General features: G+C 70.7%; 23 protein-coding genes. 9 read left to right on the plus strand and 14 right to left on the minus strand.

Annotated elements, in window-relative coordinates; all coding sequences use genetic code 11:
- Positions 1 to 13 precede the first annotated feature (13 nt).
- The 5 genes from ACE1OC_RS21805 to ACE1OC_RS21825 all read right to left on the minus strand — a co-directional run bounded on the left by ACE1OC_RS21805 (position 14) and on the right by ACE1OC_RS21825 (position 5,374).
- Positions 14 to 1,576 (minus strand): SCO6880 family protein, encoded by a 1,563-nt coding sequence (locus tag ACE1OC_RS21805; RefSeq protein ID WP_407838390.1) that lies wholly within the window; start codon positions 1,574 to 1,576, stop codon positions 14 to 16.
- A complete protein-coding gene (locus ACE1OC_RS21810; protein WP_407838391.1) occupies positions 1,573 to 2,877 on the minus strand; it encodes a hypothetical protein in 1,305 nt (434 codons plus the stop codon). The genes ACE1OC_RS21805 and ACE1OC_RS21810 overlap by 4 nt, the downstream gene beginning before the upstream one ends.
- On the minus strand, positions 2,867 to 3,679 hold the full coding sequence (locus ACE1OC_RS21815; protein ID WP_407838392.1) for a hypothetical protein: 813 nt from the start codon (positions 3,677 to 3,679) through the stop codon (positions 2,867 to 2,869). The genes ACE1OC_RS21810 and ACE1OC_RS21815 overlap by 11 nt, the downstream gene beginning before the upstream one ends.
- Before the next feature lie 85 nt (positions 3,680 to 3,764).
- Complete coding sequence (locus ACE1OC_RS21820; protein WP_031145169.1) at positions 3,765 to 4,073, minus strand: hypothetical protein; 309 nt, start codon at positions 4,071 to 4,073, stop codon at positions 3,765 to 3,767.
- A 419-nt stretch (positions 4,074 to 4,492) separates the two neighbouring features.
- Positions 4,493 to 5,374: a pentapeptide repeat-containing protein gene (locus ACE1OC_RS21825; protein WP_407838393.1), complete on the minus strand. Its 882-nt coding sequence runs from the start codon at positions 5,372 to 5,374 to the stop codon at positions 4,493 to 4,495.
- Between the two features lie 99 nt (positions 5,375 to 5,473).
- On the opposite strand from ACE1OC_RS21825, the gene ACE1OC_RS21830 reads away from it, so the two are divergent.
- The 4 genes from ACE1OC_RS21830 to ACE1OC_RS21845 all read left to right on the plus strand — a co-directional run bounded on the left by ACE1OC_RS21830 (position 5,474) and on the right by ACE1OC_RS21845 (position 9,083).
- On the plus strand, positions 5,474 to 6,082 hold the full coding sequence (locus tag ACE1OC_RS21830) for a LysE family translocator (protein WP_250744626.1): 609 nt from the start codon (positions 5,474 to 5,476) through the stop codon (positions 6,080 to 6,082).
- A 65-nt stretch (positions 6,083 to 6,147) separates the two neighbouring features.
- Entirely contained in the window at positions 6,148 to 6,969 is an 822-nt protein-coding gene (locus ACE1OC_RS21835) for a thioesterase family protein (protein ID WP_407838394.1), read from the plus strand.
- 171 nt (positions 6,970 to 7,140) lie between these two features.
- The gene (locus ACE1OC_RS21840) at positions 7,141 to 8,157 is read left to right on the plus strand and encodes an NlpC/P60 family protein (RefSeq protein ID WP_407838395.1); all 1,017 of its coding nucleotides are present in this window, start codon (positions 7,141 to 7,143) and stop codon (positions 8,155 to 8,157) included.
- 212 nt (positions 8,158 to 8,369) lie between these two features.
- Positions 8,370 to 9,083, plus strand: a complete 714-nt coding sequence (locus ACE1OC_RS21845) for a phosphatase PAP2 family protein (protein WP_407838396.1) — start codon at positions 8,370 to 8,372, stop codon at positions 9,081 to 9,083.
- 141 nt (positions 9,084 to 9,224) lie between these two features.
- Here ACE1OC_RS21845 and ACE1OC_RS21850 read toward each other — a convergent pair whose 3' ends face one another.
- A complete protein-coding gene (locus ACE1OC_RS21850; protein WP_407838397.1) occupies positions 9,225 to 9,458 on the minus strand; it encodes a hypothetical protein in 234 nt (77 codons plus the stop codon).
- Positions 9,459 to 9,512: 54 nt separating this feature from the next.
- Positions 9,513 to 9,743, minus strand: a complete 231-nt coding sequence (locus tag ACE1OC_RS21855) for a hypothetical protein (protein WP_407838398.1) — start codon at positions 9,741 to 9,743, stop codon at positions 9,513 to 9,515.
- 146 nt (positions 9,744 to 9,889) lie between these two features.
- Between ACE1OC_RS21855 and ACE1OC_RS21860 the strand changes: the two genes are divergently transcribed.
- Together ACE1OC_RS21860 and ACE1OC_RS21865 are read left to right on the plus strand one after the other, a co-directional pair.
- Positions 9,890 to 10,729: a hypothetical protein gene (locus ACE1OC_RS21860; RefSeq protein ID WP_407838399.1), complete on the plus strand. Its 840-nt coding sequence runs from the start codon at positions 9,890 to 9,892 to the stop codon at positions 10,727 to 10,729.
- A 168-nt stretch (positions 10,730 to 10,897) separates the two neighbouring features.
- Complete coding sequence (locus ACE1OC_RS21865; RefSeq protein ID WP_250744641.1) at positions 10,898 to 11,053, plus strand: hypothetical protein; 156 nt, start codon at positions 10,898 to 10,900, stop codon at positions 11,051 to 11,053.
- Between the two features lie 59 nt (positions 11,054 to 11,112).
- Here the strand turns inward: ACE1OC_RS21865 and ACE1OC_RS21870 are convergent, their stop codons facing one another.
- Positions 11,113 to 11,505 carry a metal-sensitive transcriptional regulator gene (locus tag ACE1OC_RS21870; RefSeq protein WP_407838400.1) on the minus strand — a complete coding sequence of 131 codons (393 nt, stop codon included), beginning with the start codon at positions 11,503 to 11,505 and terminating at the stop codon, positions 11,113 to 11,115.
- Positions 11,506 to 11,698: 193 nt separating this feature from the next.
- Here ACE1OC_RS21870 and ACE1OC_RS21875 point away from each other — a divergent pair, with 193 nt between their 5' ends.
- Positions 11,699 to 12,319 carry a DUF47 domain-containing protein gene (locus tag ACE1OC_RS21875; protein WP_150519007.1) on the plus strand — a complete coding sequence of 207 codons (621 nt, stop codon included), beginning with the start codon at positions 11,699 to 11,701 and terminating at the stop codon, positions 12,317 to 12,319.
- 5 nt (positions 12,320 to 12,324) lie between these two features.
- A complete protein-coding gene (locus ACE1OC_RS21880; RefSeq protein ID WP_250744618.1) occupies positions 12,325 to 13,323 on the plus strand; it encodes an inorganic phosphate transporter in 999 nt (332 codons plus the stop codon).
- A 130-nt stretch (positions 13,324 to 13,453) separates the two neighbouring features.
- Here the strand turns inward: ACE1OC_RS21880 and pstB are convergent, their stop codons facing one another.
- The 6 genes from pstB to ACE1OC_RS21910 form a co-directional block, all read right to left on the minus strand.
- Complete coding sequence (gene pstB / locus ACE1OC_RS21885; protein WP_385181894.1) at positions 13,454 to 14,230, minus strand: phosphate ABC transporter ATP-binding protein PstB; 777 nt, start codon at positions 14,228 to 14,230, stop codon at positions 13,454 to 13,456.
- Between the two features lie 30 nt (positions 14,231 to 14,260).
- Positions 14,261 to 15,343: a phosphate ABC transporter permease PstA gene (gene pstA, locus ACE1OC_RS21890; RefSeq protein ID WP_407838401.1), complete on the minus strand. Its 1,083-nt coding sequence runs from the start codon at positions 15,341 to 15,343 to the stop codon at positions 14,261 to 14,263.
- Positions 15,343 to 16,332, minus strand: a complete 990-nt coding sequence (gene pstC, locus ACE1OC_RS21895; RefSeq protein ID WP_274548355.1) for a phosphate ABC transporter permease subunit PstC — start codon at positions 16,330 to 16,332, stop codon at positions 15,343 to 15,345. The genes pstA and pstC overlap by 1 nt, the downstream gene beginning before the upstream one ends.
- Before the next feature lie 132 nt (positions 16,333 to 16,464).
- Positions 16,465 to 17,601: a phosphate ABC transporter substrate-binding protein PstS gene (gene pstS / locus ACE1OC_RS21900; protein ID WP_407838402.1), complete on the minus strand. Its 1,137-nt coding sequence runs from the start codon at positions 17,599 to 17,601 to the stop codon at positions 16,465 to 16,467.
- A gap of 299 nt (positions 17,602 to 17,900) precedes the next feature.
- A complete protein-coding gene (locus ACE1OC_RS21905; protein ID WP_407838403.1) occupies positions 17,901 to 18,857 on the minus strand; it encodes a CHAD domain-containing protein in 957 nt (318 codons plus the stop codon).
- Entirely contained in the window at positions 18,838 to 21,168 is a 2,331-nt protein-coding gene (locus ACE1OC_RS21910; protein ID WP_407838404.1) for an RNA degradosome polyphosphate kinase, read from the minus strand. Before ACE1OC_RS21910 ends, ACE1OC_RS21905 begins: the two co-directional genes overlap by 20 nt.
- Before the next feature lie 563 nt (positions 21,169 to 21,731).
- Here ACE1OC_RS21910 and ACE1OC_RS21915 point away from each other — a divergent pair.
- The gene (locus ACE1OC_RS21915; RefSeq protein WP_407838405.1) at positions 21,732 to 22,025 is read left to right on the plus strand and encodes a hypothetical protein; all 294 of its coding nucleotides are present in this window, start codon (positions 21,732 to 21,734) and stop codon (positions 22,023 to 22,025) included.
- Position 22,026: the final 1 nt, after the last annotated feature.

The following is a 22,026-nucleotide window of genomic DNA, read 5'->3' on the forward strand; positions in this document are numbered from 1 at the left end:
CCATTCCCTCCAGCTAGCGTCGGATGCCGGTGGCGAACGGCAGGGTGTTGACGAAGGCGCGGTGGTGCTCGCGGTCGCACCATTCGAGCTTCAGGTAGGACTTGCCCGCCGAGGCACGGATGGTGCGCTTGTCGCGGGCGAGGGCTTCGGGGGAGCGGGAGGAGACGGTGATGTAGCCGACCAGGTTGACTCCGGCGGCGCCGCTCGCGAGGTCTTCGCCCCGCTGGTCGAGCCGGCCGTGCGCGGCGATGTCGCGGGGGTCGACGGTGCGGTTCATCTTGGCGGCGCGGCTGGCGTCGGCCTCGTCGTTCGTCTTCTCCGTGAGCATGCGCTCGATGGCGATCTCGGTGGGCTCCAGGTCCATGGTGACGGCGACCGTGCGGATGACGTCGGGGGTGTGGACCAGGAGCGGGGCGAGGAAGTTCACGCCGACCGGGGTCATCGGCCATTCCTTCACCCAGGCGGTGGCGTGGCACCAGGGGGCGCGGGTGGAGGACTCGCGGGTCTTGGCCTGGAGGTAGGTCGGTTCGACGGCGTCCAGTTCCGCGGGCCAGGCGTTGCGCTTGGTCATGGCCTGGATGTGGTCGATGGGGTGGTCCGGGTCGTACATGGAGTGCACGAGGGAGGCGAGGCGGCCCTGGCCCAGCGGCTGGCGGACGCGGATGTCGGCCTCGGCGAGGCGGGCGCAGATGTCGGTGAGCTCGCGGGCCATGACGATGGCGAGGCCGGCGTCGCGGTCGACCCTGCGGCCCTTGTGGGGGATCGCGGCGCGGGCGATGGTGTGGGCCTCGGCGGCGAGTTCGCGGGTGAAGTGGATGCAGGCGACGAGGTACGCGCGGTGCTGCTCGGAGGAGGTCGACACCATCGACTGGAGCTGGTCGTACGAATCGCGCAGCCAGACGGGGGCGTTGGTGTCGCCGCGGGCGGCCACGTCCTTGTCGTGGGCCTCCGGGTCGGCGGGCAGGGTGCGTACGAGCATCTGGAGGCGGGTGACGAAGCCGTCGCCGTTGGCCACGTGCTTGAGGAGGGTGCCGAAGCGGTCGACGAGGGCTTCCTGGTCCTCGCTGTCGCGCAGGCCGACGCCGGGGCCCTCGATCTCGATGGCGGCGGTGACGGTTCTGCGGTCCGCGTGGAGCAGGACGGCGATCTCGTCGGGGCCGAAGGGGGCGGCGAGCCAGTTGATGCGGCCGATGCCGGGGGGCGGGCCGACCTCGACCTCGCGGCCGTCGACGGCGCGGATGCCGGCTTCCATGGCGCCGGAGCGGAACGTGGTGCCGCGGCGCAGGGTGCGCTTGTAGCTGCGGTTGATCTCGAACCAGCGGTAGAAGGTGCGGCCGCGGTAGGGGACGTAGACGGCGGCGAGGGCGACCATGGGGAAGCCGGCGAGGGAGACGATGCGCAGGGTGAGGGAGGGTACGAGCAGTCCGCTCATCATGCCGAGGAACGCGCCGGCGATGATCAGGGCGATCTCGCCGGTCTCGCGGTTCTTGCCGACGATCGCGTTCGGCCGGGCCCGGCCGATGAGATACGTGCGGCGGGGCGTGACCGGGTGGAGCTGGTGGGACTGGGTCGTCACCGCCCGTCACCTCCTGTGTTCCTCGTGCTGGAGCCCGTACGGGGCGGGGGTGCGGCGGCGGGGCCGGCCCCGCCTCCTCCTCCGCCGGAGCCGCGGCTGCTGTGTGCGGCCATGCCTCCGGAGATCTGGTTGTCGCCGCCGGCGCGGTGGGCGCCGCCGCCGCTGTTTCCGCCTCCGCGGCTGCTGTGGGTCTTGATGCCCTGGGAGACGAGGGAGGCCGGGGAGCTGATGACGGCGGCCGCCTGGGCGCCATCGGTGGCCTTGCTGCGGTTGGTGCGGGCGGAGGCGATCTCGTCGCCGAAGCCGGGGACGAAGCGGTAGATCATCGCGGAGGCGAAGATCGCCAGGAGGATGATGGCGAGGCCGGAGACGACCGCGGAGAAGGCGTTCGGGCCCTTCTCTCCGGCGAGGGCTCCGGCGAGGCCCAGGACGATGACGATGACCGGCTTCACGAGGATGACGGCGATCATGATGCCCGCCCAGCGGCGGACGTGGCCCCAGAGGTTGCGGTCGACGAGGCCGGCGTAGACGACGGTGCCGAGCAGGGCGCCGACGTAGAGGAGCGCGGCGCGGATCACGAGCTCGAGGCAGAGGATGCCGGCGGCGAGGACGGTGACGAGGGCGACGACGATCAGCATGATCGGGCCGCCGCCGATGTCGTCGCCCTTTTTGAGGGCCTCGGCGAAGGAGCCGAAGAAGACGTCCGTCTGGCCGCCGGTGGCGGAGGCGATGACCTCGGTGACGCCGTCGGTGGCGGAGACGACGGTGTAGAGGATGAGGGGGGTGAAGGCGGAGGCGAGGACGGTGAGCCAGAGGAAGCCGATGGCTTCGGACATGGCGGTGGTGAAGGGGACGCCGCGGATGGCTCGTTTGGCGACGGCGAAGAGCCAGAGGATGAGCGTGAGGATGGTGGAGGCGGCGAAGACGATGGCGTACTGCTTGAGGAAGGTGCCGTTGGTGAAGTCGACGTTGGCGGTGCCGTTGACCGCTTTGCTGAGTTCGCCGACGATCCAGGCTGCGGCGTCGGCGCAGCCCTTTGCGAGGGAGGAGAGGGGGTTGAGGGCGTCTGTGGGGTCGCTGGGGGCGAGGCCCGTGCCGGCGGGCAGGGTGGAGTTGCCGCGTTCGCAGTAGTCCCGGGCCGGGCCGGCGATCAGCCCGCAGGAGTTGCTCGGGCTTGGCAGCGGGGCCGGCGGCGGTGACGGCGCGGCCGTCGCGCGGGCGGCGAAAAGGATGACGGCGGCCTGAACGGCTGCCGCCGTGGCACCGATGCCGCGGAGCGGCAGCTTGCGGCTACCGGGCATAGGTGAAGCCTCCGAATTCGGTTACGGCGCGGCCGATCTCGTCGGAGTTGGACACCGGGTCGTCCCCGGTGACGGGAGTGGGGCCGTCCTTCTGTGCGGTCTCGAGGACCTTCCAGTCGGACCCGTTCCACGTCAGCTTCAGGGAGATGGTGAACCAGCCGCTGGTCACGGGACGGGTGGACTTTTCGCCGGTCAATCCGAACATGCCGATGCACCAGACCTCGACCGAGGCGGTCCCGTTGGCGAAGGCCGTGACCTTGGTGCCAGCCGGTACGGTTCGGCTGACGAACGTGGACCCCGTGGGTGCGAGGCCGTCCTTGGTCAGCCCGATCTGGGCGAGCAGGCCTGGGGAATAGTCTGCGTCGAAGCCGCTCTGGAGCGTGGTTCTGGTGCCGGCGTCTGCGACGGCGTTGACGATGGCGCGCCTGCGCGCAGGGTTGAACATGCCGTCGGAGCCGAGTGCGACGGCGTAGTTCGACGCTGCGGACTGGGCTCCCTGTTGATCCTGCGGGAACCCGGAAGGCACGCCGGATGACTTGCCGTCGACCGGGGCGATGCCCGTGGCTGCCGTTGGGTTGGTGGTCGTGGGGGCCTTGTCCGCGGTGGGGGGGTCTTCCGGGGTGCGGGACTGGTTGGCGAAGGCGATGGCTGCGATGAGGAGGACCACCACGCCGACGACGGTGACGAGGCCTCGGGAGGTGCGCCGGGGTGGGGCGTACGGGTCCGAGGGCTCCGGGAAGCGGGTACGGGTCTGGCCGGTGCCGCCGACCTCGCCGCCACCGTATTGGTCGTCGGTGCTCATTCGGTGTTCGCCCCCTCCGCGTCGTACGACGGTAGCGCTGGTATCCGCGCAGGCGCGGTGTGGTGAGTCCTCATCAGGGCTCGGGCTAGACGGCCATTCCGTAGACGATCGTGAAGAGGGTGCCCAGTGACCCGATGATGAAGACGCCCGTCAGGCCGGCCACGATGAGGCCCTTGCCCTGTTCCGCGCTGAAGGTGTCGCGCAGTGCGGTGGCGCCGATGCGCTGCTTGGCCGCGCCCCAGATGGCGATTCCCAGGCAGAGCAGGATCGCGACGGCCATGACCACCTCGATCATGATCTTCGCTTCGTTGCCGAGACTGCCGAACGGCCCCCAGTTCGGGGCGATTCCGCCGATGATGGTGGTGATGTCGCCCTTTTCGGCTGCCAGGATCATGTAACTCACCGCCCCAGTATGGGTAGTTCCGGTAGCCCGTGCCCGGACGGCAGGGGTCACGCCCTATCTTCCCTGATGAAACCGCCGTCGGATGTCGACTTGACTGCTCTCTTTACCCGATCCGTCGCTCCGGGTGCCGTCCGTATGTCCTGACCTGGGGTCGGGCGGCGTGTGGGGGAAAGAACGTATCGTCACTCTGTGTATCACGCGCGGTGACCGCGGGCAATGATTGTCGTCCCGGTGCGGTGGTGGCTCGGATCGGGCCGCGCCGTTTGGCGCAACGGGGCGTGGTTCGGGGGCGTGGTCGGGCGTCGTGTGCGGGTGTCTCCGGCCCACCGTAGGGGGTTGATTGCGGAGGGTGACCTTCACGGAGGGGCGTGTGGAGGCGTCGGGGGCGCATCGGTGTGCGGTGTGCGCCGTCAGCGGCCCGGGCGGTCCTCCAGCCAGTGCGCGGGGCGCGTGAGGGAGGGCGGGATGCGGGTCGCGGTGTTGCCCCGGGCCGCGTTCAGCTGGGGCTGGGTGAGGAAGAGGGCGTCCGTGAGGTCCGCTTCGCGCAGGTCGGTGTCGCGGAAGTCCGCGCCGATGAGGTCGGCCGTGCGCAGGTCTGCGCCGCTGAGGTCGGCGGCGATCAGGTAGGCGCCGCGGAGGTTGGCGCCGCGCAGGTCCGCGCCGGGGAGGCGGGCGCCCATCAGGTCGGCGCCGCGGTGGTTCTTCTTGCGGCCCGCCACCTTGGCCCGTACGAGCTCGCTGGTTTCGAGGAGGAGGGTGTTCACCTCCTGGCGCAGCGGGGTGATGTCGAACTCCGCGAGGGCCTCCGGGGTCGCCGCGGTCCACCGGGTGGTGTCGGCCAGGGCGGTGCGCAGCTGCGCGTGGAGGGGGCGGGCGGCGGGGAGGGTGAGGGCTTCGGCGAGGTAGAAGAGCAGCTCGTGCAGGCTCCGCATCACGGGGAAGACGGTGAACATCGTGCCGGCGGTGGCGGGGTGGGAGCGCCAGTCGCGGCCGCCGAAGGTGATCTGGGAGACCTGCTGGCCGGCGCCGAAGCAGTCGAAGACGGTGCAGCCCTGGAAGCCCTTGTCGCGCAGGCGGGTGTGGATGCCGCAGCGGAAGTCCTGGCCGAGGTTCTTGCAGGGGGTGCCGGCGGGCTTGTTCGCGGCGAAGTCGGTGGACTTGGCGAAGGGCAGGGCGACGCAGCAGAGCGCGAAGCAGTTGGCGCAGTCCGCTTGCAGGAGGGGCAGCGGGGCGGGGGCGTCGGGGCCGGTGGAGGGGCCGGCGGCGGGGTCGGTGGAGGGAGGCTTGGGCACGTACCCATTGTCTCCTCGTGGGGGAGTTGTGCGGGCGGCGGGTGGCCGGGATGCGGAAAGCTCTTGATCGTCATGGGAGGGTCCGGCGAGCATCGTCGTATGACCGAAGTGATCGCAGTAGCCGTCATCACCTTCCTCGCCGTCATCAGTCCGGGCGCGGATTTCGCCATGGTCGTCCGCAACAGCTACCTCTACGGGCGGCCCACCGGCCTGTTCGCGGCCGCCGGGGTCGCGGCCGGGGTGCTGGTCCACGTCTCCTACACGATGCTCGGGGTCGGTCTGCTGATCGCCTCCTCCGCCGAACTGTTCACGGTGATCAAGCTCGCGGGCGCCGCGTACCTGGTGTGGATCGGGATACGGACCTTCCGGGCGCGGACCGAGGTGGCCGTGGACCTGGAGGAGAAGGGCGGGCTGACGCCGTTCGGGGCGCTCAGGAGCGGCTTCCTGACCAACGTGCTCAACCCGAAGACCACGCTGTTCGTCGTGTCCACCTTCACGCAGGTGGTCGGGCCGGGGACCCCGGTGTGGCAGCAGGCCGGGTACGGGCTGTTCATGTCGGCGGCGCACCTGGGCTGGTTCGGGGCGGTCGCGCTGTTCTTCTCCAACTCCCGGCTGCGCGACCGGATGTTGAAGGCCCAGAAGGCGCTGAACCGGGCCATCGGCTCGGTCCTGGTGGGGCTCGGGGTGGGGCTGGGCTTCGCCCGCTGAGCTTTCGGGTTCCGCGGGACGGTGGGGCTGGCGGTCGCGGATTACCAGTCGGTAGCGTGGCGGCCATGGGTGCCGAGAGCGGTGTGAGTGGCGTCAGTGATGTGGACGGGTTCTACGAGCGGATCGACGCGGGGCGGTTCCTGTCGAGCGGTTACACGCGCGGCCCGTGGGATCCCGGCTCGCAGCACGCCGGCCCGCCGGCCGCGCTGCTCGGGCGGGCGATCGAGGAACGGCCGGGCGGACGGGACGACATGCGGATCGCCCGGATCACCTACGAGATCCTGCGCCCGGTGCCGATCGGTCCGCTGGAGCTGACGACCAGTGTGCTGCGGTCCGGCCGCGGGACCGAGGTGGTCGAGGCCGCGCTCGCTCCCGCCGGGGCCGCGCCCGTGATGCTGGCGCGGGCGCTGCGGATCCGGGTGGCGGGGGAGTCCGTGCCGTCGGTCGTGCCCGGGCCGGAGCTGCCGCCGCCGGGGGAGGTGGGGCCGACGCCGTTCTTCCCGGTGCCGTGGGAGCAGGGGTACCACTCGGCGATGGAGACCCGCTTCACGCGGGGTGCGTTCGTCGAGCTCGGTCCCGGGACCTGCTGGATGCGGATGAGGGTGCCGCTCGTCGCCGGTGAGGAGCCCCGGCCCCTGGACCGGGTCCTGGTCGCGGCGGACTCGGGCAACGGGATCAGCTCGGTCGTGGACTTCGGGCGGTACCTCTTCGTCAACGGGGACCTCACCGTGCACCTGCACCGCCATCCGGCCGGTGAATGGGTGTGCGTGGAGGCCCGTACGAGCGTGGACGCGGCGGGCATCGGGCTGGCGGACGCGCGGCTGCACGACGAGAAGGGGCCGATCGGGCGGAGCGCACAGAGTCTGTTCGTCGCCCCGAGGGGGTAGGGGACAGGGGTTCAAATACTTCGTATCGTCCTATGAGTTCACCCGTCCGCCGCGGTCTGTGCTCCAAGTGCCGGGGGTGCGACGGTTCCTGTGCCGCTTCCCCGGCGGGATGATTCGACACGGGGTGGCGGGAGCCCCGGGAAAAGCCGTTCGATGGGGGAAGGTTGGCGGGTGCGCAGACTCTGGGTGGTCGGTGGAATCAGCTTCGGGGCGTGCCTGTGCTTTCTCGCCCTGCTCGTGGTCGGTACGTACTCGGCGGCCGCGGGCATCGCCGGCGCCGGTGGGCGGGCCGGTGGGCTCGCGAAGGGTGCCGTGCCGGGGAAGTACCAGTCCCTCGTGCAGAAGTGGGGCAACCTCTGCCCGACGCTCACCCCTGCGGTGCTGGCGGCCCAGCTCTACTCGGAGAGCGGCTGGAACCCGGGCGCGGTGAGCCCGGCGGACGCGAAGGGCATCGCGCAGTTCATCCCGGGGACGTGGGCGACGCAGGGCATCGACGGGGACGGCGACGGGGACCGTGACATCTGGGATCCGAACGACGCGATCCCGTCGGCGGCTTCGTACGACTGCGTGCTGGCGCGGCAGGTGGGCAAGGTGCCCGGGGACGCCGTCTCGAACATGCTGGCCGCTTACAACGCGGGTCCGGGTGCGGTGCAGAAGTACGGGGGCGTCCCGCCCTACCGGGAGACCCAGGGGTACGTGAAGAAGATCACGACCCTCGCCAAGAGCTTCGAGGCCCCCATCGGGCGGGTCGCGCCCTCGCAGCAGGCCGCCGGGGCGATCTACTTCGCGCAGAAGCAACTGGGCACCCCCTACTTGTGGGGCGGCAACGGGACGCCCGAGCAGGGCGGGCGGTTCGACTGCTCGGGGCTGACCAAGGCCGCGTACGAGTCGGTGGGGGTGGATCTGCCGCGCGTGGCGAACGACCAGTACAACGCCGGTCCGCATCCCTCGCGCGCCGAACTGCTGCCGGGGGACCTGGTGTTCTTCTCCGACGATCTGACGAACTCCCGGGAGATCCGGCACGTCGGGCTCTACGTGGGCGGCGGTTACATGATCAACGCCCCGTTCACCGGAGCCGTGATCCGCTTCGACAAGATCGACACGCCCGACTACTTCGGCGCGACGCGCGTGACGAAGGACGGCGCGGAGGCCCTGCCCCGGCGCGAGGGCGTCGGCAACACAGCGTGAACCGAAGGCCCTGAGCTGCAACGATGAGTCACTCTTCGATAACGTTGGGGTGATCATTCGGTGGAGAGTGGAACGTAGCCGCCAGAACGGGCGTTCCATGGTCACTGGGGGCAGGACGAGCGGAAGCGCCGGATTGATCACCGGGGGCGAAGGGCCGCACATCGGCGTGCGGCCGTACGGGTACCAAGGCAAGGGCAAGGGGCCGCATCACCATGGCTGGACTCACAACAGGTGGGCCGAACGTGGATGTAAGCCTGCTGTACGAGATCAACGGACTGGCGCGGCAGGCCCCGGGCTGGCTGGACCGGACGGTCGCGCTCCTCGGCGAGTACGGGATCCTGCTGGCCCTCGTCCTCCTGGTGCTGTGGTGCTGGCGCGGAGCGCGCCGGCAGGAAGAGGCCGCCGCCGTCGAGTCCTTCGCGGCGCTCGTGTGGGCCCCGCTCGCCGCCGGGGCCGCGCTGCTCCTGAACGTCCCGCTGCGGGAGTTCGTGGGCCGGCCGCGGCCGGCCGCGCAGCACGGCGGGGTCGAGGTGCTGGAGCCCGGCGCCGGGATCGGCCACAGTGCCTTCTCCTTCGTCAGCGACCACGCCACGCTCGCGATGGCGCTCGGCGTCGGCCTGTTCGTCGCCCGCCGCAAGCTCGGCTTCATCGGGATCGGGCTGGCCCTGGCGGAGGGGTTCACGCGGGTCTACATGGGCCTGCACTATCCGACCGACGTCATCGGCGGGCTCGCCCTGGGCACCGCGGTGGTGCTGCTGCTCGCACCGCTCGCGATGGCGCTGCTGACCCCGGTGGTGCGGGCGGTGGCCCGGTCCCCGAGGCTGGGCGTCCTGGTCCGGGCGCGCGACCGCGTGGTGGCCCGGCCGGTGGACCTCGCGGCGACGGAGCCGGCGGGGCGCGGGCACGAGAACGACCTCGCCGCCTGAGGCGGTGCTCCGGGCGGAGCCCGGAGCGTCAGCCGATGCCGTACGCGTCCCAGACGCTCAGCGCCACGGCCACCAGCAGGCACAGCGCCGCGGCCCCGAAGCAGACGCGGACGGCGGCCGGCCGGGGGCGCGGAGGCGGGGTCACGCTTCGCCGCCGTGGTCCGTGCCGTCCGCCTCCGCCTCGGAGCGCCGGTAGCGGGAGCGCAGCCACAGGCCGGTCGCGGTGGCCGCGGCGGTGGTGACGCCGATGGCCAGGGCGACGTCGCCGGGGCCGTCCGCCGTACCCACGGGGCTGGCCCGGGCCGGGGTGACGGGGACGAACGCGATCAGCAGGGCCCAGGTGAGGGCGGCGAGTCGTGGCGCGGGTCCGGGCATGAGACAAGGGCAACCGCTCCCGGGCGCGTCGGCCAGCCGGGCCGTCCGATCGGGCTACTCCGGGGCGTGGCCGGCGGCGTCCTTGCGGGCCAGGTCACGGGAGCGGCGGGCCGGGCCGCGCCAGCCGCACGTACAGGCGGCCAGGCTGAAGGAGCCCCGTTCCGAGGTGCTCGTGGCGTGATCGGTGGAGGGGGTCGGCGTCGGGACGGTGCCGGGACCGGGGTCGCGGGGCAGCGGCACTGCGGCAAGCGGAGGGACGAGAGTCGCTTCGGTGTGCGGTTCCACTCCACCAAGGTACCGGGCCGGGGGCGGGCGGGGCACTGGCCCGGCGCGAGGAGGGCGTGGCCGTGACGGGAGGCCCGGGACCTCGTTAAGCGGAGCGGGTGGGGGCCTCGGGCAAACAGCGGTCACGCGTTGGGGGTTGGCAGGCGATGGTGGTGCACCAGCACAGGCGGAGGCGGGGTCGCGCGGGTCGGGCTGCGGTCGCGGTCGGCCTGGCCCTGACGGTGGCGGCGTTGAGCGGGTGCGGTGGCGACGCCGTCGCGGGCGACGACGCCCGGCCCGCGGACGACCCGGCGGCGACGGTCCGCGGAGCCGCCGACGTGCTCTTCAGGACCGGGAGCGCGCAGGCCCGTACGGCCATGGAGATGGCGACGGGCGGCACCCGGGTCACGATCCGGGGCGAGGGCGGGGTCGACTTCGAGAACCGGATGGGGCAGCTGCTGGTCATGCTCCCCGAAGACGCCAAGGGCAAGGCCGAGCACCGGCCCATCACCGAGCTGCTCGTGCCCGGCGCGCTGTACATGAAGAACCGGGGTGCGGGCGTCCCCGACGACAAGTGGGTCCGCGTCGACACGACGGCCCTCGCCGACGGGAACCTCGTCACCGGCGGGGCCACCGATCCGATGGCCGCCGCCGAACTGCTGCGCGGGGCGCAGGAGGTGACGTACGTGGGCGAGACCGAGGTGGCCGGGACCAAGGTGCGCCACTACCGGGGGACGACCGACATCGCGCGGGCCGCGGCGCAGGCCTCACCGGCGGTGAAGGGGGCGCTGGAGGCGGCGGCGAAAGGGTTCAGCAAGGACGCGGTGCCGTTCGATGCCTACCTGGACTCCGAGGGCCTCCTGCGGAAGGTCCGCCACCGCTTCAGCTACGTCAACAACGGCGTGATCGATGTGTCGTCCACCACGCTGCTCTACGGCTTCGGGACCCCGGTCACCGTCGTACTGCCGGCCGAGGGGGACATTTACGCCGGGAAGATCGCCGATTAGCCGGCCGGAGCCCCCGGGGGCGGCGCGATCGGGCCACGGCCGGCCGTCCGTCCACGGTGGGGGGGGGCCGGAAATGGTCCATCGGTGTCATGCGCGCCGCGCCGTGCGCTCCCTACGCTGAGAAGCCGAGCGCCGGCGACCGGACGACGGCAGATTGAGGTGACGCGCGTGACTCCCGCAGGCGGTTCGACGGTGCAGGACCTCGTGGCGCTCGCCGAGATCGAGCTGTGCGGAGAGTTGATCATCGCGGCGTCGGCCGTGGCCGAGGAGAGGCTCAGTCAGGACCGGATCGACGAGGTGCTCATGGGCGTCTGGTCCGGCTGACACCCGCTCCCCGGGCCCGCCCCTCGTGCGCTCGCCGGCGCGGGCGCTCGTGCGGTCGGTCAGGTGCGCAGCAGCCGGGCGATCGCCTTCGTCGCTTCCTCGACCTTGGCGTCGATCTCTCCCCCGCCCTTGAGGGCCGCGTCGGCGACGCAGTGCCGCAGGTGCTCCTCCAGTAGCTGGAGCGCGAAGGACTGGAGCGCCTTCGTGCTGGCCGAGACCTGGGTGAGTATGTCGATGCAGTAGACGTCCTCGTCGACGAGGCGCTGGAGGCCCCGGATCTGGCCTTCGATCCGGCGCAGGCGCTTGAGGTGCTCGTCCTTCTGGTGGTGGTAGCCGTGCACCGCGCCGGCGCCGGCGCTCGTGTCCGTCACCGCGTCCGTGCCCGCGGTCGCGTCCGTAGCCGTGGCCGCGTCCGTGGTGGCTCCGGAGCCCTCCGCCTGGATGGCAGTCATGCGTCCTCCCGTGGTCCGGAATGGGGGCCTATACCCCTCATGGGTATAGGGTACCGGCCCCCGGCCGCAGGGGCAGGGGCCCGTCGTCCTCACTCTGCCTGATGGAGGACACTGGGGAACTGCCGGTTAGCCGTGGCCGGGGGATGCGCCTAGCATCAGCCTGACCGAATCCAATGCACCCCGAGGACCTCACGTGCGATTTCGTCTGACCCCCAGGGAGACGAGCTTCTACGACATGTTCGCCGCATCCGCGGACAACATCGTCACGGGCTCCAAGCTCCTCATGGAACTGCTCGGAGCGGACTCCTCCGCCCGAGCCGAGATCGCGGAGCGGATGCGGGCAGCGGAGCACGCGGGAGACGACGCGACCCACGCGATCTTCCACCAGCTCAACTCCTCCTTCATTACGCCGTTCGACCGCGAGGACATCTACAACCTGGCGTCCTGCCTCGACGACATCATGGACTTCATGGAGGAGGCGGTCGACCTGGTCGTCCTCTACAACGTGGAGGAACTGCCCAAGGGCGTCGAGCAGCAGATCGAGGTACTGGCGCGCGCGGCCGAGCTGACCGCCGAAGCCATGCCCCACCTGCGCACCATGGAGAACCTGACCGAGTACTGGATCGAGGTCAACCGCCTCGAGAACCAGGCCGACCAGATCCACCGCAAGCTGCTCGCCCAGCTCTTCAACGGCAAGTACGACGCCATCGAGGTGCTGAAGCTCAAGCAGATCGTCGACGTGCTCGAAGAGGCGGCCGACGCGTTCGAGCACGTCGCGAACACGGTGGAGACCATCGCGGTCAAGGAGTCCTGAACCTCGTGGACACCTTCGCTCTGATCGTGACCATCGGTGTCGCGCTCGGCTTTACGTATACGAATGGTTTTCACGACTCCGCGAACGCGATCGCGACCTCGGTCTCGACCCGTGCGCTGACCCCGCGTGCCGCGCTCGCGATGGCCGCGGTCATGAACCTCGCCGGTGCCTTCCTCGGCAGCGGGGTCGCCAAGACGGTGAGCGAGGGCCTGATCGAGACGCCCCACGGCAACCGGGGCATGTGGATCCTCTTCGCGGCGCTCGTCGGCGCGATCGTGTGGAACCTGATCACCTGGTACTTCGGCCTGCCCTCGTCCTCCTCGCACGCGCTGTTCGGCGGCATGGTGGGCGCGGCGCTGGCGGGCGGCACCGAGGTGCTCTGGTCGGGCGTGGTCGACAAGGTCGTCATCCCGATGTTCATCTCGCCGGTGGTCGGCCTCGTGGTCGGTTACCTGGTGATGGTCGCCATCATGTGGATGTTCCGCCGTGCCAACCCGCACAAGGCCAAGCGCGGATTCCGCATCGCGCAGACGGTCTCGGCGGCCGGCATGGCGCTCGGCCACGGTCTGCAGGACGCGCAGAAGACGATGGGCATCGTGATGATGGCCCTGGTCATCGCCGACGTGCAGAACGCGGGCGACTCGATCCCGGTCTGGGTCAAGATCGCGTGCGCCGTGATGCTCTCGCTGGGTACGTACGCGGGCGGCTGGCGCATCATGCGCACCCTCGGCCGCAAGATCATCGAGCTGGACCCGCCGCAGGGCTTCGCGGCGGAGACCACCGGCGCCTCGATCATGTTCGGCTCGGCGTTCCTCTTCCACGCGCCGATCTCCACCACGCACGTGATCACCTCGGCGATCATGGGTGTGGGCGCGACCAAGCGGGTGAACGCGGTCCGCTGGGGCGTCGCCAAGAACATCATCCTGGGCTGGTTCATCACCATGCCGGCCGCGGCGCTGGTCGCGGCCCTCAGCTTCTGGGTGGTCAACCTCGCCTTCGTGTGACCGCACGAGTCGTAGGAAAAGAAGCGGGAAAAGAAGCGGGCCGGTTCCCCCCACCCAGGGGGAACCGGCCCTTTCGCCTTGCGGTGGCACCGCCATGCAGCACCGCAGGACGCTCCATCACATCCCGGGTCTAGCCGAAGCGGCCCGAGATGTAGTCCTCGGTCGCCTGGACGGACGGGTTCGAGAAGATCCGGTCCGTGTCGTCGATCTCGATGAGCTTTCCGGGCTGGCCGACCGCGGACAGGTTGAAGAAGGCCGTGCGGTCGGAGACGCGCGCCGCCTGCTGCATGTTGTGCGTCACGATGACGATCGTGAAGCGCTCCTTGAGCTCGCCGATCAGGTCCTCGATGGCGAGGGTGGAGATCGGGTCGAGGGCCGAGCAGGGCTCGTCCATCAGGAGGACCTGGGGCTCGACCGCGATGGCGCGGGCGATGCACAGGCGCTGCTGCTGGCCGCCGGAGAGGCCGGAGCCGGGCTTGTTCAGCCGGTCCTTGACCTCGTTCCAGAGGTTGGCGCCCTGGAGGGACTTCTCGACGATGTCCGTGAGCTCGGACTTCTTGAAGGAGCCGTTCAGCCGCAGGCCCGCCGCCACGTTGTCGAAGATCGACATGGTGGGGAAGGGGTTCGGGCGCTGGAAGACCATGCCGACCGTGCGGCGGACCGCGACCGGGTCCACGCCGGGGCCGTACAGGTTCTCGTCGTCCAGCAGCACCTTGCCCTCGACGCGGCCGCCGGGGGTGACCTCGTGCATGCGGTTCAGGGTGCGCAGGAAGGTGGACTTGCCGCAGCCGGAGGGGCCGATGAAGGCCGTCACGGAGCGGGGTTCCACGGTCATCGAGATGTCGTCGATGGCCTTGTGGGTGCCGTAGAAGGCGGACAGTCCGCTGACGTCGATTCGCTTAGCCATGAGGGGTCACTTCGCTTTCGGGTGGTCGCGTCAGCGACCGGTCTTGGGAGCCTTCCAGCGGGCGATGCCGCGGGCCACCAGATTGAGGATCATGACGAAGGCGATCAGGACGAGCGCTGCGGCCCATGCCCGGTCGTAGGAGGCTTCACTGCCGACCTTGTACTGCTCCCAGATGTACAGGGGGAGCGAGGACTGGGCGCCTTCGAAGGGGTTGTTGTTGATCAGCTGGGTACCGAAGACCAGCAGCATGATCGGCGCGGTCTCACCGGCGATGCGGGCCACGGCCAGCATCACACCGGTGGCGATGCCGCCAATGGCCGTGGGCAGCACGACCTTGAGGATCACGCGCCACTTCGGCACACCGAGGGCCAGGGCGGCCTCGCGCAGCTCGTTCGGGACGAGCTTGAGCATCTCCTCGGTGGAGCGGACCACGACGGGCATCATCAGGATCGACAGGGCCATCGCGCCGGCGAAGCCGGAGGGGCCGAAGCCGAGCATCAGGTTCCACGTCGTCAGGATGAACAGACCCGCGACGATGGAGGGGATGCCGGTCATGACGTCGACGAAGAAGGTGACGGCCTTGGCGAGCGAGCCCTTGCCGTACTCGACCAGGTAGACGGCGGTCAGCAGGCCGATCGGGGCCGAGATCGCGGTGGCGAGGGCGACCTGCTCGATGGTGCCGAGGAGGGCGTGGTAGACGCCGCCGCCGGCCTCGAAGCTGGTCACGCCGTTCATCGAGTGGCCGAGGAAGTCCCCGTCGAGGACCTTCATGCCGCGGCTGATCGTCGTCCACAGCAGCGAGAGCAGCGGGACGAGGGCGAGGACGAAGCAGACCCAGACGACGGAGGTCGCGACCCGGTCCTTGGCCTGGCGGCGGTTCTCGACGATCGAGCTGGCCGTGTACGTGATGACCACGAAGAGGACGGCTGCGAGCAGACCCCACTGGATCTTGCTGTCGAGGCCGAAGACGGCGCCGATGCCGGAGCCGAGGGCGGCCGAGGCGACGGCGATGCCGGCCGGGGCCCAGCGGGGCAGGTGGCCCTGCGTCAGGCTGCCGGGGGCGACGGACCGGGTGGCCCGGGAGGGGCGCTGGTCCTGGAGTGCGTGGCTCATCAGGCGTTCGCCCCCGAGAAGTCCTTGCGACGGGCGATGATCAGCCGGGCGGCGCCGTTGACCAGCAGGGTGAGCAGGAAGAGCACGAGACCGGAGGCGATCAGGGCGTCGCGGCCGAACTCGTTGGCCTCGTCGAACTTTGCGGCGATGTTCTGCGCGAACGTGCCGCCGCCCGGGTCCAGGATGTGGCCGGAGATCAGGAAGCTCGGGGAGAGGACGGTCGCGACGGCCATGGTCTCGCCGAGCGCGCGGCCGAGGCCGAGCATCGAGGCGGAGATGACTCCGGAGCGGCCGAAGGGCAGGACCGACATCCGGATGACTTCCCAGCGGGTCGCGCCGAGGGCCAGTGCGGCCTCCTCGTTCATGCGCGGGACCTGGAGGAAGACCTCGCGGCTGACGCTGGTCACGATCGGCAGGATCATGATCGCGAGCAGGATGCCGACGGTGAAGAGCGAGCGGGCGACGCCGACCTGGGTCTTGTCGAAGACGTAGGTCCAGCCCATGTACTCGTCGAGCCACATGTTCAGGCCGCCGAGGTACGGGACGAGGAAGAGGGCGCCCCAGATGCCGTAGATGATCGACGGCACGGCGGCCAGCAGGTCGACCACGTAGGCGAGGGGCGCGGCCAGCTTGCGCGGCGCGTAGTGCGAGATGAAGAGGGCGATGCCGACGGCGATCGGAACCGCGATGAGCATCGCGATGATCGAGCTGACGACGGTGCCGAAGAGCAGCACGGCGATGCCGAAGACGGGGGGCTTGGCCGACGCGTTCCAGTCGAACGTGGTGAGGAAGTTGCCCTCGTTGTCGGCCAGAGCGATCGAAGCGCGGTAGGTGAGGAAGATGGCGATCGACGCCATGATCACCAGGAGCAGGATGCCGGAGCCCTTGGAGAGGCCCGCGAAGATCTTGTCACCGGCGCGGCCGGTGGACCTTCCGCTCTTGGAGACAGGCGGAGCCGTGTCTATCTGGGTGGGTGTGATGGAAGCCATGATCTTTCCGGTCTGGACGGGGGCAGGCCCCCTGGCGGCGGTGCACCGGATCCCCTGGGTGGAGGGGAGGGTCCCCGGGGCCGGTCCGCCCCCCGGACGGGGGGAGCGGACCGGTGGTCCCGGGGGTCTGGATTAGGCGAGCTTCGCGATGACTTCGCGGACCTTGGCGTTGATCTCGGCCGGGATCGGCGCGTAGCCGTTGTCGAGGAGGATCTTCTGGCCCGCGTCGGACGCGGTGTAGTTCAGGAAGGACTTCACGGCCGGGAGCGTCTCGGCCTTGTTGCCCTTGTCGCAGACGACCTCGTAGGTCACCAGGACGATCGGGTACGCACCCTCGGCCTTGGTGGCGTAGTCGAGCTTCAGTGCCAGGTCGTCGCCGGTGCCGGAGATCTTGGCGGCGGCGATGGCCTTGGAGGCGTTCTCGCCGGTGGCCTTGACCGGGGTGGCGGCGCCGGTGGCGACGTCCACGGTCTTGATGCTCTGCGAGGAGGCGTAGGAGAGCTCGAAGTAGCCGATCGCGCCGTCGACGGCCTTGACCTGCGAGGCGACACCGGCGGAGCCGGAGGCGGCCTGGCCACCCGGGGCCGGCCACTTCTTCGCGGCTTCGTAGGTCCACGCCTCGGGGGCGGCGGCCTTGAGGTACTTGCCGAGGTTCTCGGTGGTGCCCGAGTCCTCGGAGCGGTGGAAGGCCTGGATCGCGGTGGAGGGAAGCGTGACGCCCGGGTTCAGCTTCTTGATCGCCTCGTCGTCCCACTTCTTGATCTTGTCGTTGAAGATCGCGGCGAGGGTGGGGGCGTCCAGGACCAGCTTGTCCACGCCGGCGACGTTGAAGCCGATGGCGATGGGGCCGCCGACCATCGGCAGGTCGATGCCCTGACCGCCGGTGCAGATCTTCTTCGACTCCTCGACGGCGTCGGGCTTCAGCGCGGAGTCCGAACCGGCGAAGCCGACGGTGCCCTGGTTGAAGGCGACGATGCCCTCACCGGAGGAGGAGGACTTGTAGTTGACCTCGATGCCGGGGCAGGCGGCCATGTACGCCTTCACCCACAGGTCGACCGCGTTCTTCTGCGCGGAGGAGCCCGAGGCGAGGAGCTTGCCCTTGGCGTCGTCGCACTTGATGTCGCCCACGGCGGCGGAAGGCTTGCCCGAGGCGCCGGCGTCGTTCTTGGTGTTGTCGTCCGAGCCGCACGCCGTGAGGACCAGGGCGCCGGACACGACGAGCGCCCCGAGGGCGGAGGCACGAAGCATGTTCTTGCGCTGAAGCTTCACTTTCGGGTGTTTCCTTCCAGAAGCCGCCGGCCGCTTTCTGTATCGGGGCGGCGTGCGAAGAGGACTACGTCGGTTGCCCGGAGGAATCGTCCGCCTCCGCGGCGACTCGCTCCCTGCATCTACGAAGTTAGGCAGATCAGGTGAAGCGGCCGACCGGGGTAAGTGAACGGATGGTGAACCGTGGCGGACGGGGTGGTGTGTCCGGGCGGGTTCGACATCCGGCGCCATCTCCCGTTATCCCGCCGTTACCATTGCGTGACCCGTCGGGAGTGCGCGCGATGCCGCCGGGGCCGGTGCGGTCAGACCCCGGCGTGGCTGGAATCGGCCGGTTCCCACAGGTGCTGGAAGGCGGCGCGGGAGGCTTCCACCTCGTGGCGCTGGTCCGCGTGCAGGACGCCCAGGGCGTAGGCCGTTGCCGGGGCGATGCGGGGGGTGCGGGCCGCCGTGGCCGAGGCGGCGGCGGCTTCCGCGGCGTCCCGGTGGCGGGTCAGGGCCTCGCCCGCGACCGTCAGGCGGGCCACGTCGCCGCCCAGGGCCTCCTGGGCGTAGCGGTGGACGCGCAGCAGGCGGCGCACGTCGTTCCACGCGCTGTCGTGGTCCGCGTCGTACGGGTGCGAGGGCGAGGGGGCCGGCAGGGCGTGCACCGCCGCGGACAGGCGGGAATGAGCCACCTCGGCGAGGGGGACCAGGACGTCGTCCACCCGGCCCCGGGCCGCCACGGGGTCCAGCGGGACCTCGGAGGCCAGCACCGCGACCGCGTCCGCGACGGCGTGGAAGCGGGACGAGCCCAGCGCGTGCAGGGTCGCCGAGTGGGCCCGGGTGCGGGCCAGGGTGAGCTGGCGCTCCAGCAGGGCGCCCGCGCGGGCGGAGCCCACGGTCAGCGAGCCCGCCGTGCCCCTGGGGGCCGGTACCTCGGGGCTCCCCGACAGCCGCTGCAGGGCGTCCATCAGCCGCAGCAGCCGGGCCGCGTACGCGTGTTCGTCGGCCAGGGTCGCCGACAGCCAGACCAGCTCGGTGCGCAGCGAATCCGCCCAGGAGGAATCGGCCACCGCCCTGAACGTGGACAGGGAACAGGAGATCCGGCGCGCAGCCCCCCGCAGGCTGCGCGCCGCCTCGCTGCCCTCGGCGCTGCCGTTCGCGGCACCCTCCTCGTGCAGGCGCAGGCCCCGCAGGAATGCGGTGGCCTGCGCACGCAGGTACGTACCGAGCACGGTGCCTGCCGTCGTCGCGGTCAGGTCATGGTTTGGCTGAGCCACGCCGGCGCCTCCGGGCGTCAATGAGCATCTCCTGAACGTGCCGCAGCGGCTGGCCTTCGCTGTCCGTGCTGTGCCGGGTCCATTCGCCGTCCGGGCCCAGGTGCCAGGAGCTGGTCTCGTCGGACATACCGGTTTCCAGCAGCCGGTCCAGTGCCGCGCGGTGGGCCGGGTCGGCGACCCTGACCAGTGCCTCGATACGGCGGTCGAGGTTGCGGTGCATCATGTCGGCGCTGCCTATGTACACCTCGGGTTCGCCACCGTTGCCGAAGGCGAAGACCCGGGAGTGCTCCAGGAAGCGGCCGAGGATCGAGCGGACCCGGATGTTGTCCGAGAGCCCGGGGACACCGGGGCGGATCGCGCAGATGCCGCGGACCCAGATGTCGATGGGCACGCCCGCCTGCGAGGCCCGGTAGAGGGAGTCGATGAGTGCCTCGTCGACGATGGAGTTCATCTTGAGACGGACGTACGCGGGGCGGCCCGCCTTGTGGTGGGCGGCCTCCTTGTCGATCCGGGAGACCAGGCCGTCGCGCAGCGAGCGCGGGGCCACCAGCAGCCGGCGGTAGGTCTCGCGGCGCGAGTAGCCGGACAGCCGGTTGAAGAGGTCGGAGAGGTCCGCGCCGACCTGCGGGTCGGCGGTGAGCAGGCCGAGGTCCTCGTAGAGGCGTGCCGTCTTGGGGTGGTAGTTGCCGGTGCCGACGTGGGAGTAGCGGCGCAGCGTGTCGCCCTCCTGGCGGACGACGAGCGACAGCTTGCAGTGGGTCTTGAGGCCGACGAGGCCGTAGACGACGTGGCAGCCGGACTCTTCGAGCTTGCGGGCCCATTTGATGTTGGCCTGCTCGTCGAAGCGGGCCTTGATCTCGACGAGTACGAGGACCTGCTTGCCGGATTCGGCGGCGTCGATCAGGGCGTCCACGATCGGGGAGTCGCCGGAGGTCCGGTACAGCGTCTGCTTGATCGCCAGGACGTCCGGGTCGGCGGCGGCCTGCTCCAGGAAGGCCTGCACCGAGGTGGAGAAGGAGTCGTACGGGTGGTGCAGCAGCACGTCGCGTTCGCGCAGCGCGGCGAAGATGTCGGGCGCGGACGCGGACTCGACCTCGGCGAGGTCGCGGTGCGTGCCGGCGACGAACTTCGGGAACTTCAGCTCGGGGCGGTCCAGGGAGGCGATCCCGAAGAGGGCCGTCAGGTCGAGGGGGCCGGGGAGCGGGTAGACCTCGGACGGGTTGACCTTCAGCTCCTGCACGAGCAGGTCCAGGACGCCGGGGTCGATGGACTCCTCGACCTCCAGGCGCACCGGCGGGCCGAAGCGGCGCCGCATCAGTTCCTTCTCCAGGGCCTGGAGGAGGTTCTCCGCATCGTCCTCTTCGACTTCGAGGTCCTCGTTGCGGGTCACGCGGAACATGTGGTGCGCGAGCACCTCCATGCCCGGGAACAGCTCCTCCAGGTGCGCGGCGATGACGTCCTCCAGCGGGACGTAGCGCTGCGGGGAGGCCTCCAGGAAGCGGGAGAGGAGCGGGGGGACCTTGACGCGGGCGAAGTGGCGGTGGCCGCTGACGGGATTGCGTACGACCACGGCCAGGTTCAGGGAGAGCCCGGAGATGTACGGGAACGGGTGCGCGGGGTCCACGGCCAGCGGGGTGAGCACCGGGAAGATCTGGTTGCGGAACAGGGTGAAGAGGCGCGCCTGCTCCTTCTCGGTGAGGTCGGGCCACCGGATGAGGTGGACGCCTTCCTCGGCGAGCTGGGGGGAGATGTCCTGCTGGAAGCAGGCGGCGTGGCGGGCCATGAGCTCGCGGGAGCGGGTCCAGATGAGGTCGAGGACCTCACGGGGCTGCAGCCCTGAGGCCGAACGGGTGGCGACGCCGGTCGCGATGCGGCGCTTGAGGCCGGCGACGCGGACCATGAAGAACTCGTCGAGGTTGCTCGCGAAGATCGCCAGGAAGTTCGCGCGCTCCAGGAGGGGCGTGGCGGGGTCCTCGGCGAGCTCCAGGACGCGCTCGTTGAAGGCGAGCCAGCTGCGCTCCCGGTCGAGGAAGCGGCCCGGGGGCAGCTCACCGGTGTCCTTCTCGTCGTAGGCGTCCAGATCCGCGTCGAGATCCGGTTCCAGATCGACGTGCGGTCGGTGGGCGGCTATGGACCCCAGGCGGGCGTGGGCGCCGGTGGCCGCGCGTGCGGCGACCGCCTCGGGCGTACCGGCGCGTGCGGCGGCGGCGGCGGAGATGTCCGCGGCCGATGGTGCCGACGGGGAGGCGAACTTCTGCGGCGGCTGCTGGGCGGGGACCTCGGTGGGGGCTGCGCTGGGCTTGTGGCTCATGACTCCATTCTTCCGCGCACGCGGGAGGACAGGCGCGTCGGACGGGTCGGCCGTCAGTCGGAGTCGGGGCTGCATTCGGTCAGCTTCGCGAGCGTGCATTAATGCCCGGTTAATGGCGTATGGCTTCCAGGGTCCGGGCGGTGGTCGTCTGGTGCGGGGGTCGTCTGGTGCCGACCGGGAGCGGGGGAGCCGCGGCTGCGCCGGCGAGGCGTGGGCTGCCGCGGCCCGGGCCGGCCCAGGTGGGGTCGCCGGCGGGTCCGGCCCGCCCGGGGCCGCATCCGCGAAGCCCGCGCTGCGGGCCTGAGGGTGCGTGGCCGGCGTTCACGCCGGCGGGAGAGGTGTCAGCGGGTGCGTGGGGGCAAGGGGTGTTCTAGCGTCGGAAGGAGGGAGGGATGTCCTGCCGAGTCGGTCCGGTACGGGGGCCGGGCCCCGGCCGTACGACGGTCGCGTGTGCTCGGCGCCGTTCCCGTGTGGTCCGGTACGTCGAGGCCGGGTGCGCCTCGCCATGTGTGGGCACGTCCGGGTGTGGGCCGCGCGGTGGTTTCGGAGAGCAGGTGCGTGCCATGCGTACGTCGAGCCGTGTCGCCGGTGTTCTCGGTGTCCTTACCGGGCTGAGCCTTGCTCTCGGGGGCGTGTCACTGGCGGCCCCGGCCGTCCACGCGGCCCCCGCGGACGTCTCGGCCTGCATCAACCAGGTCGAGCGGGAGCTGAAGGGTGGCGAAGCTCCGGCGTCCGTCCGCGCGTCCTGCTTCATCGCGGTGACCGGCGCCCAGGACGAGTGCGTGAGCGGTCTGACCGAGGGCGCCGGGGTGACCAAGGGGACCGCGGAGGCCGCCTGCAAGCTGGGCGCGGAGTAGG

This window comes from Streptomyces stoeckheimensis, from assembly GCF_045822005.1.
Taxonomy (GTDB): domain Bacteria; phylum Actinomycetota; class Actinomycetes; order Streptomycetales; family Streptomycetaceae; genus Streptomyces; species Streptomyces stoeckheimensis.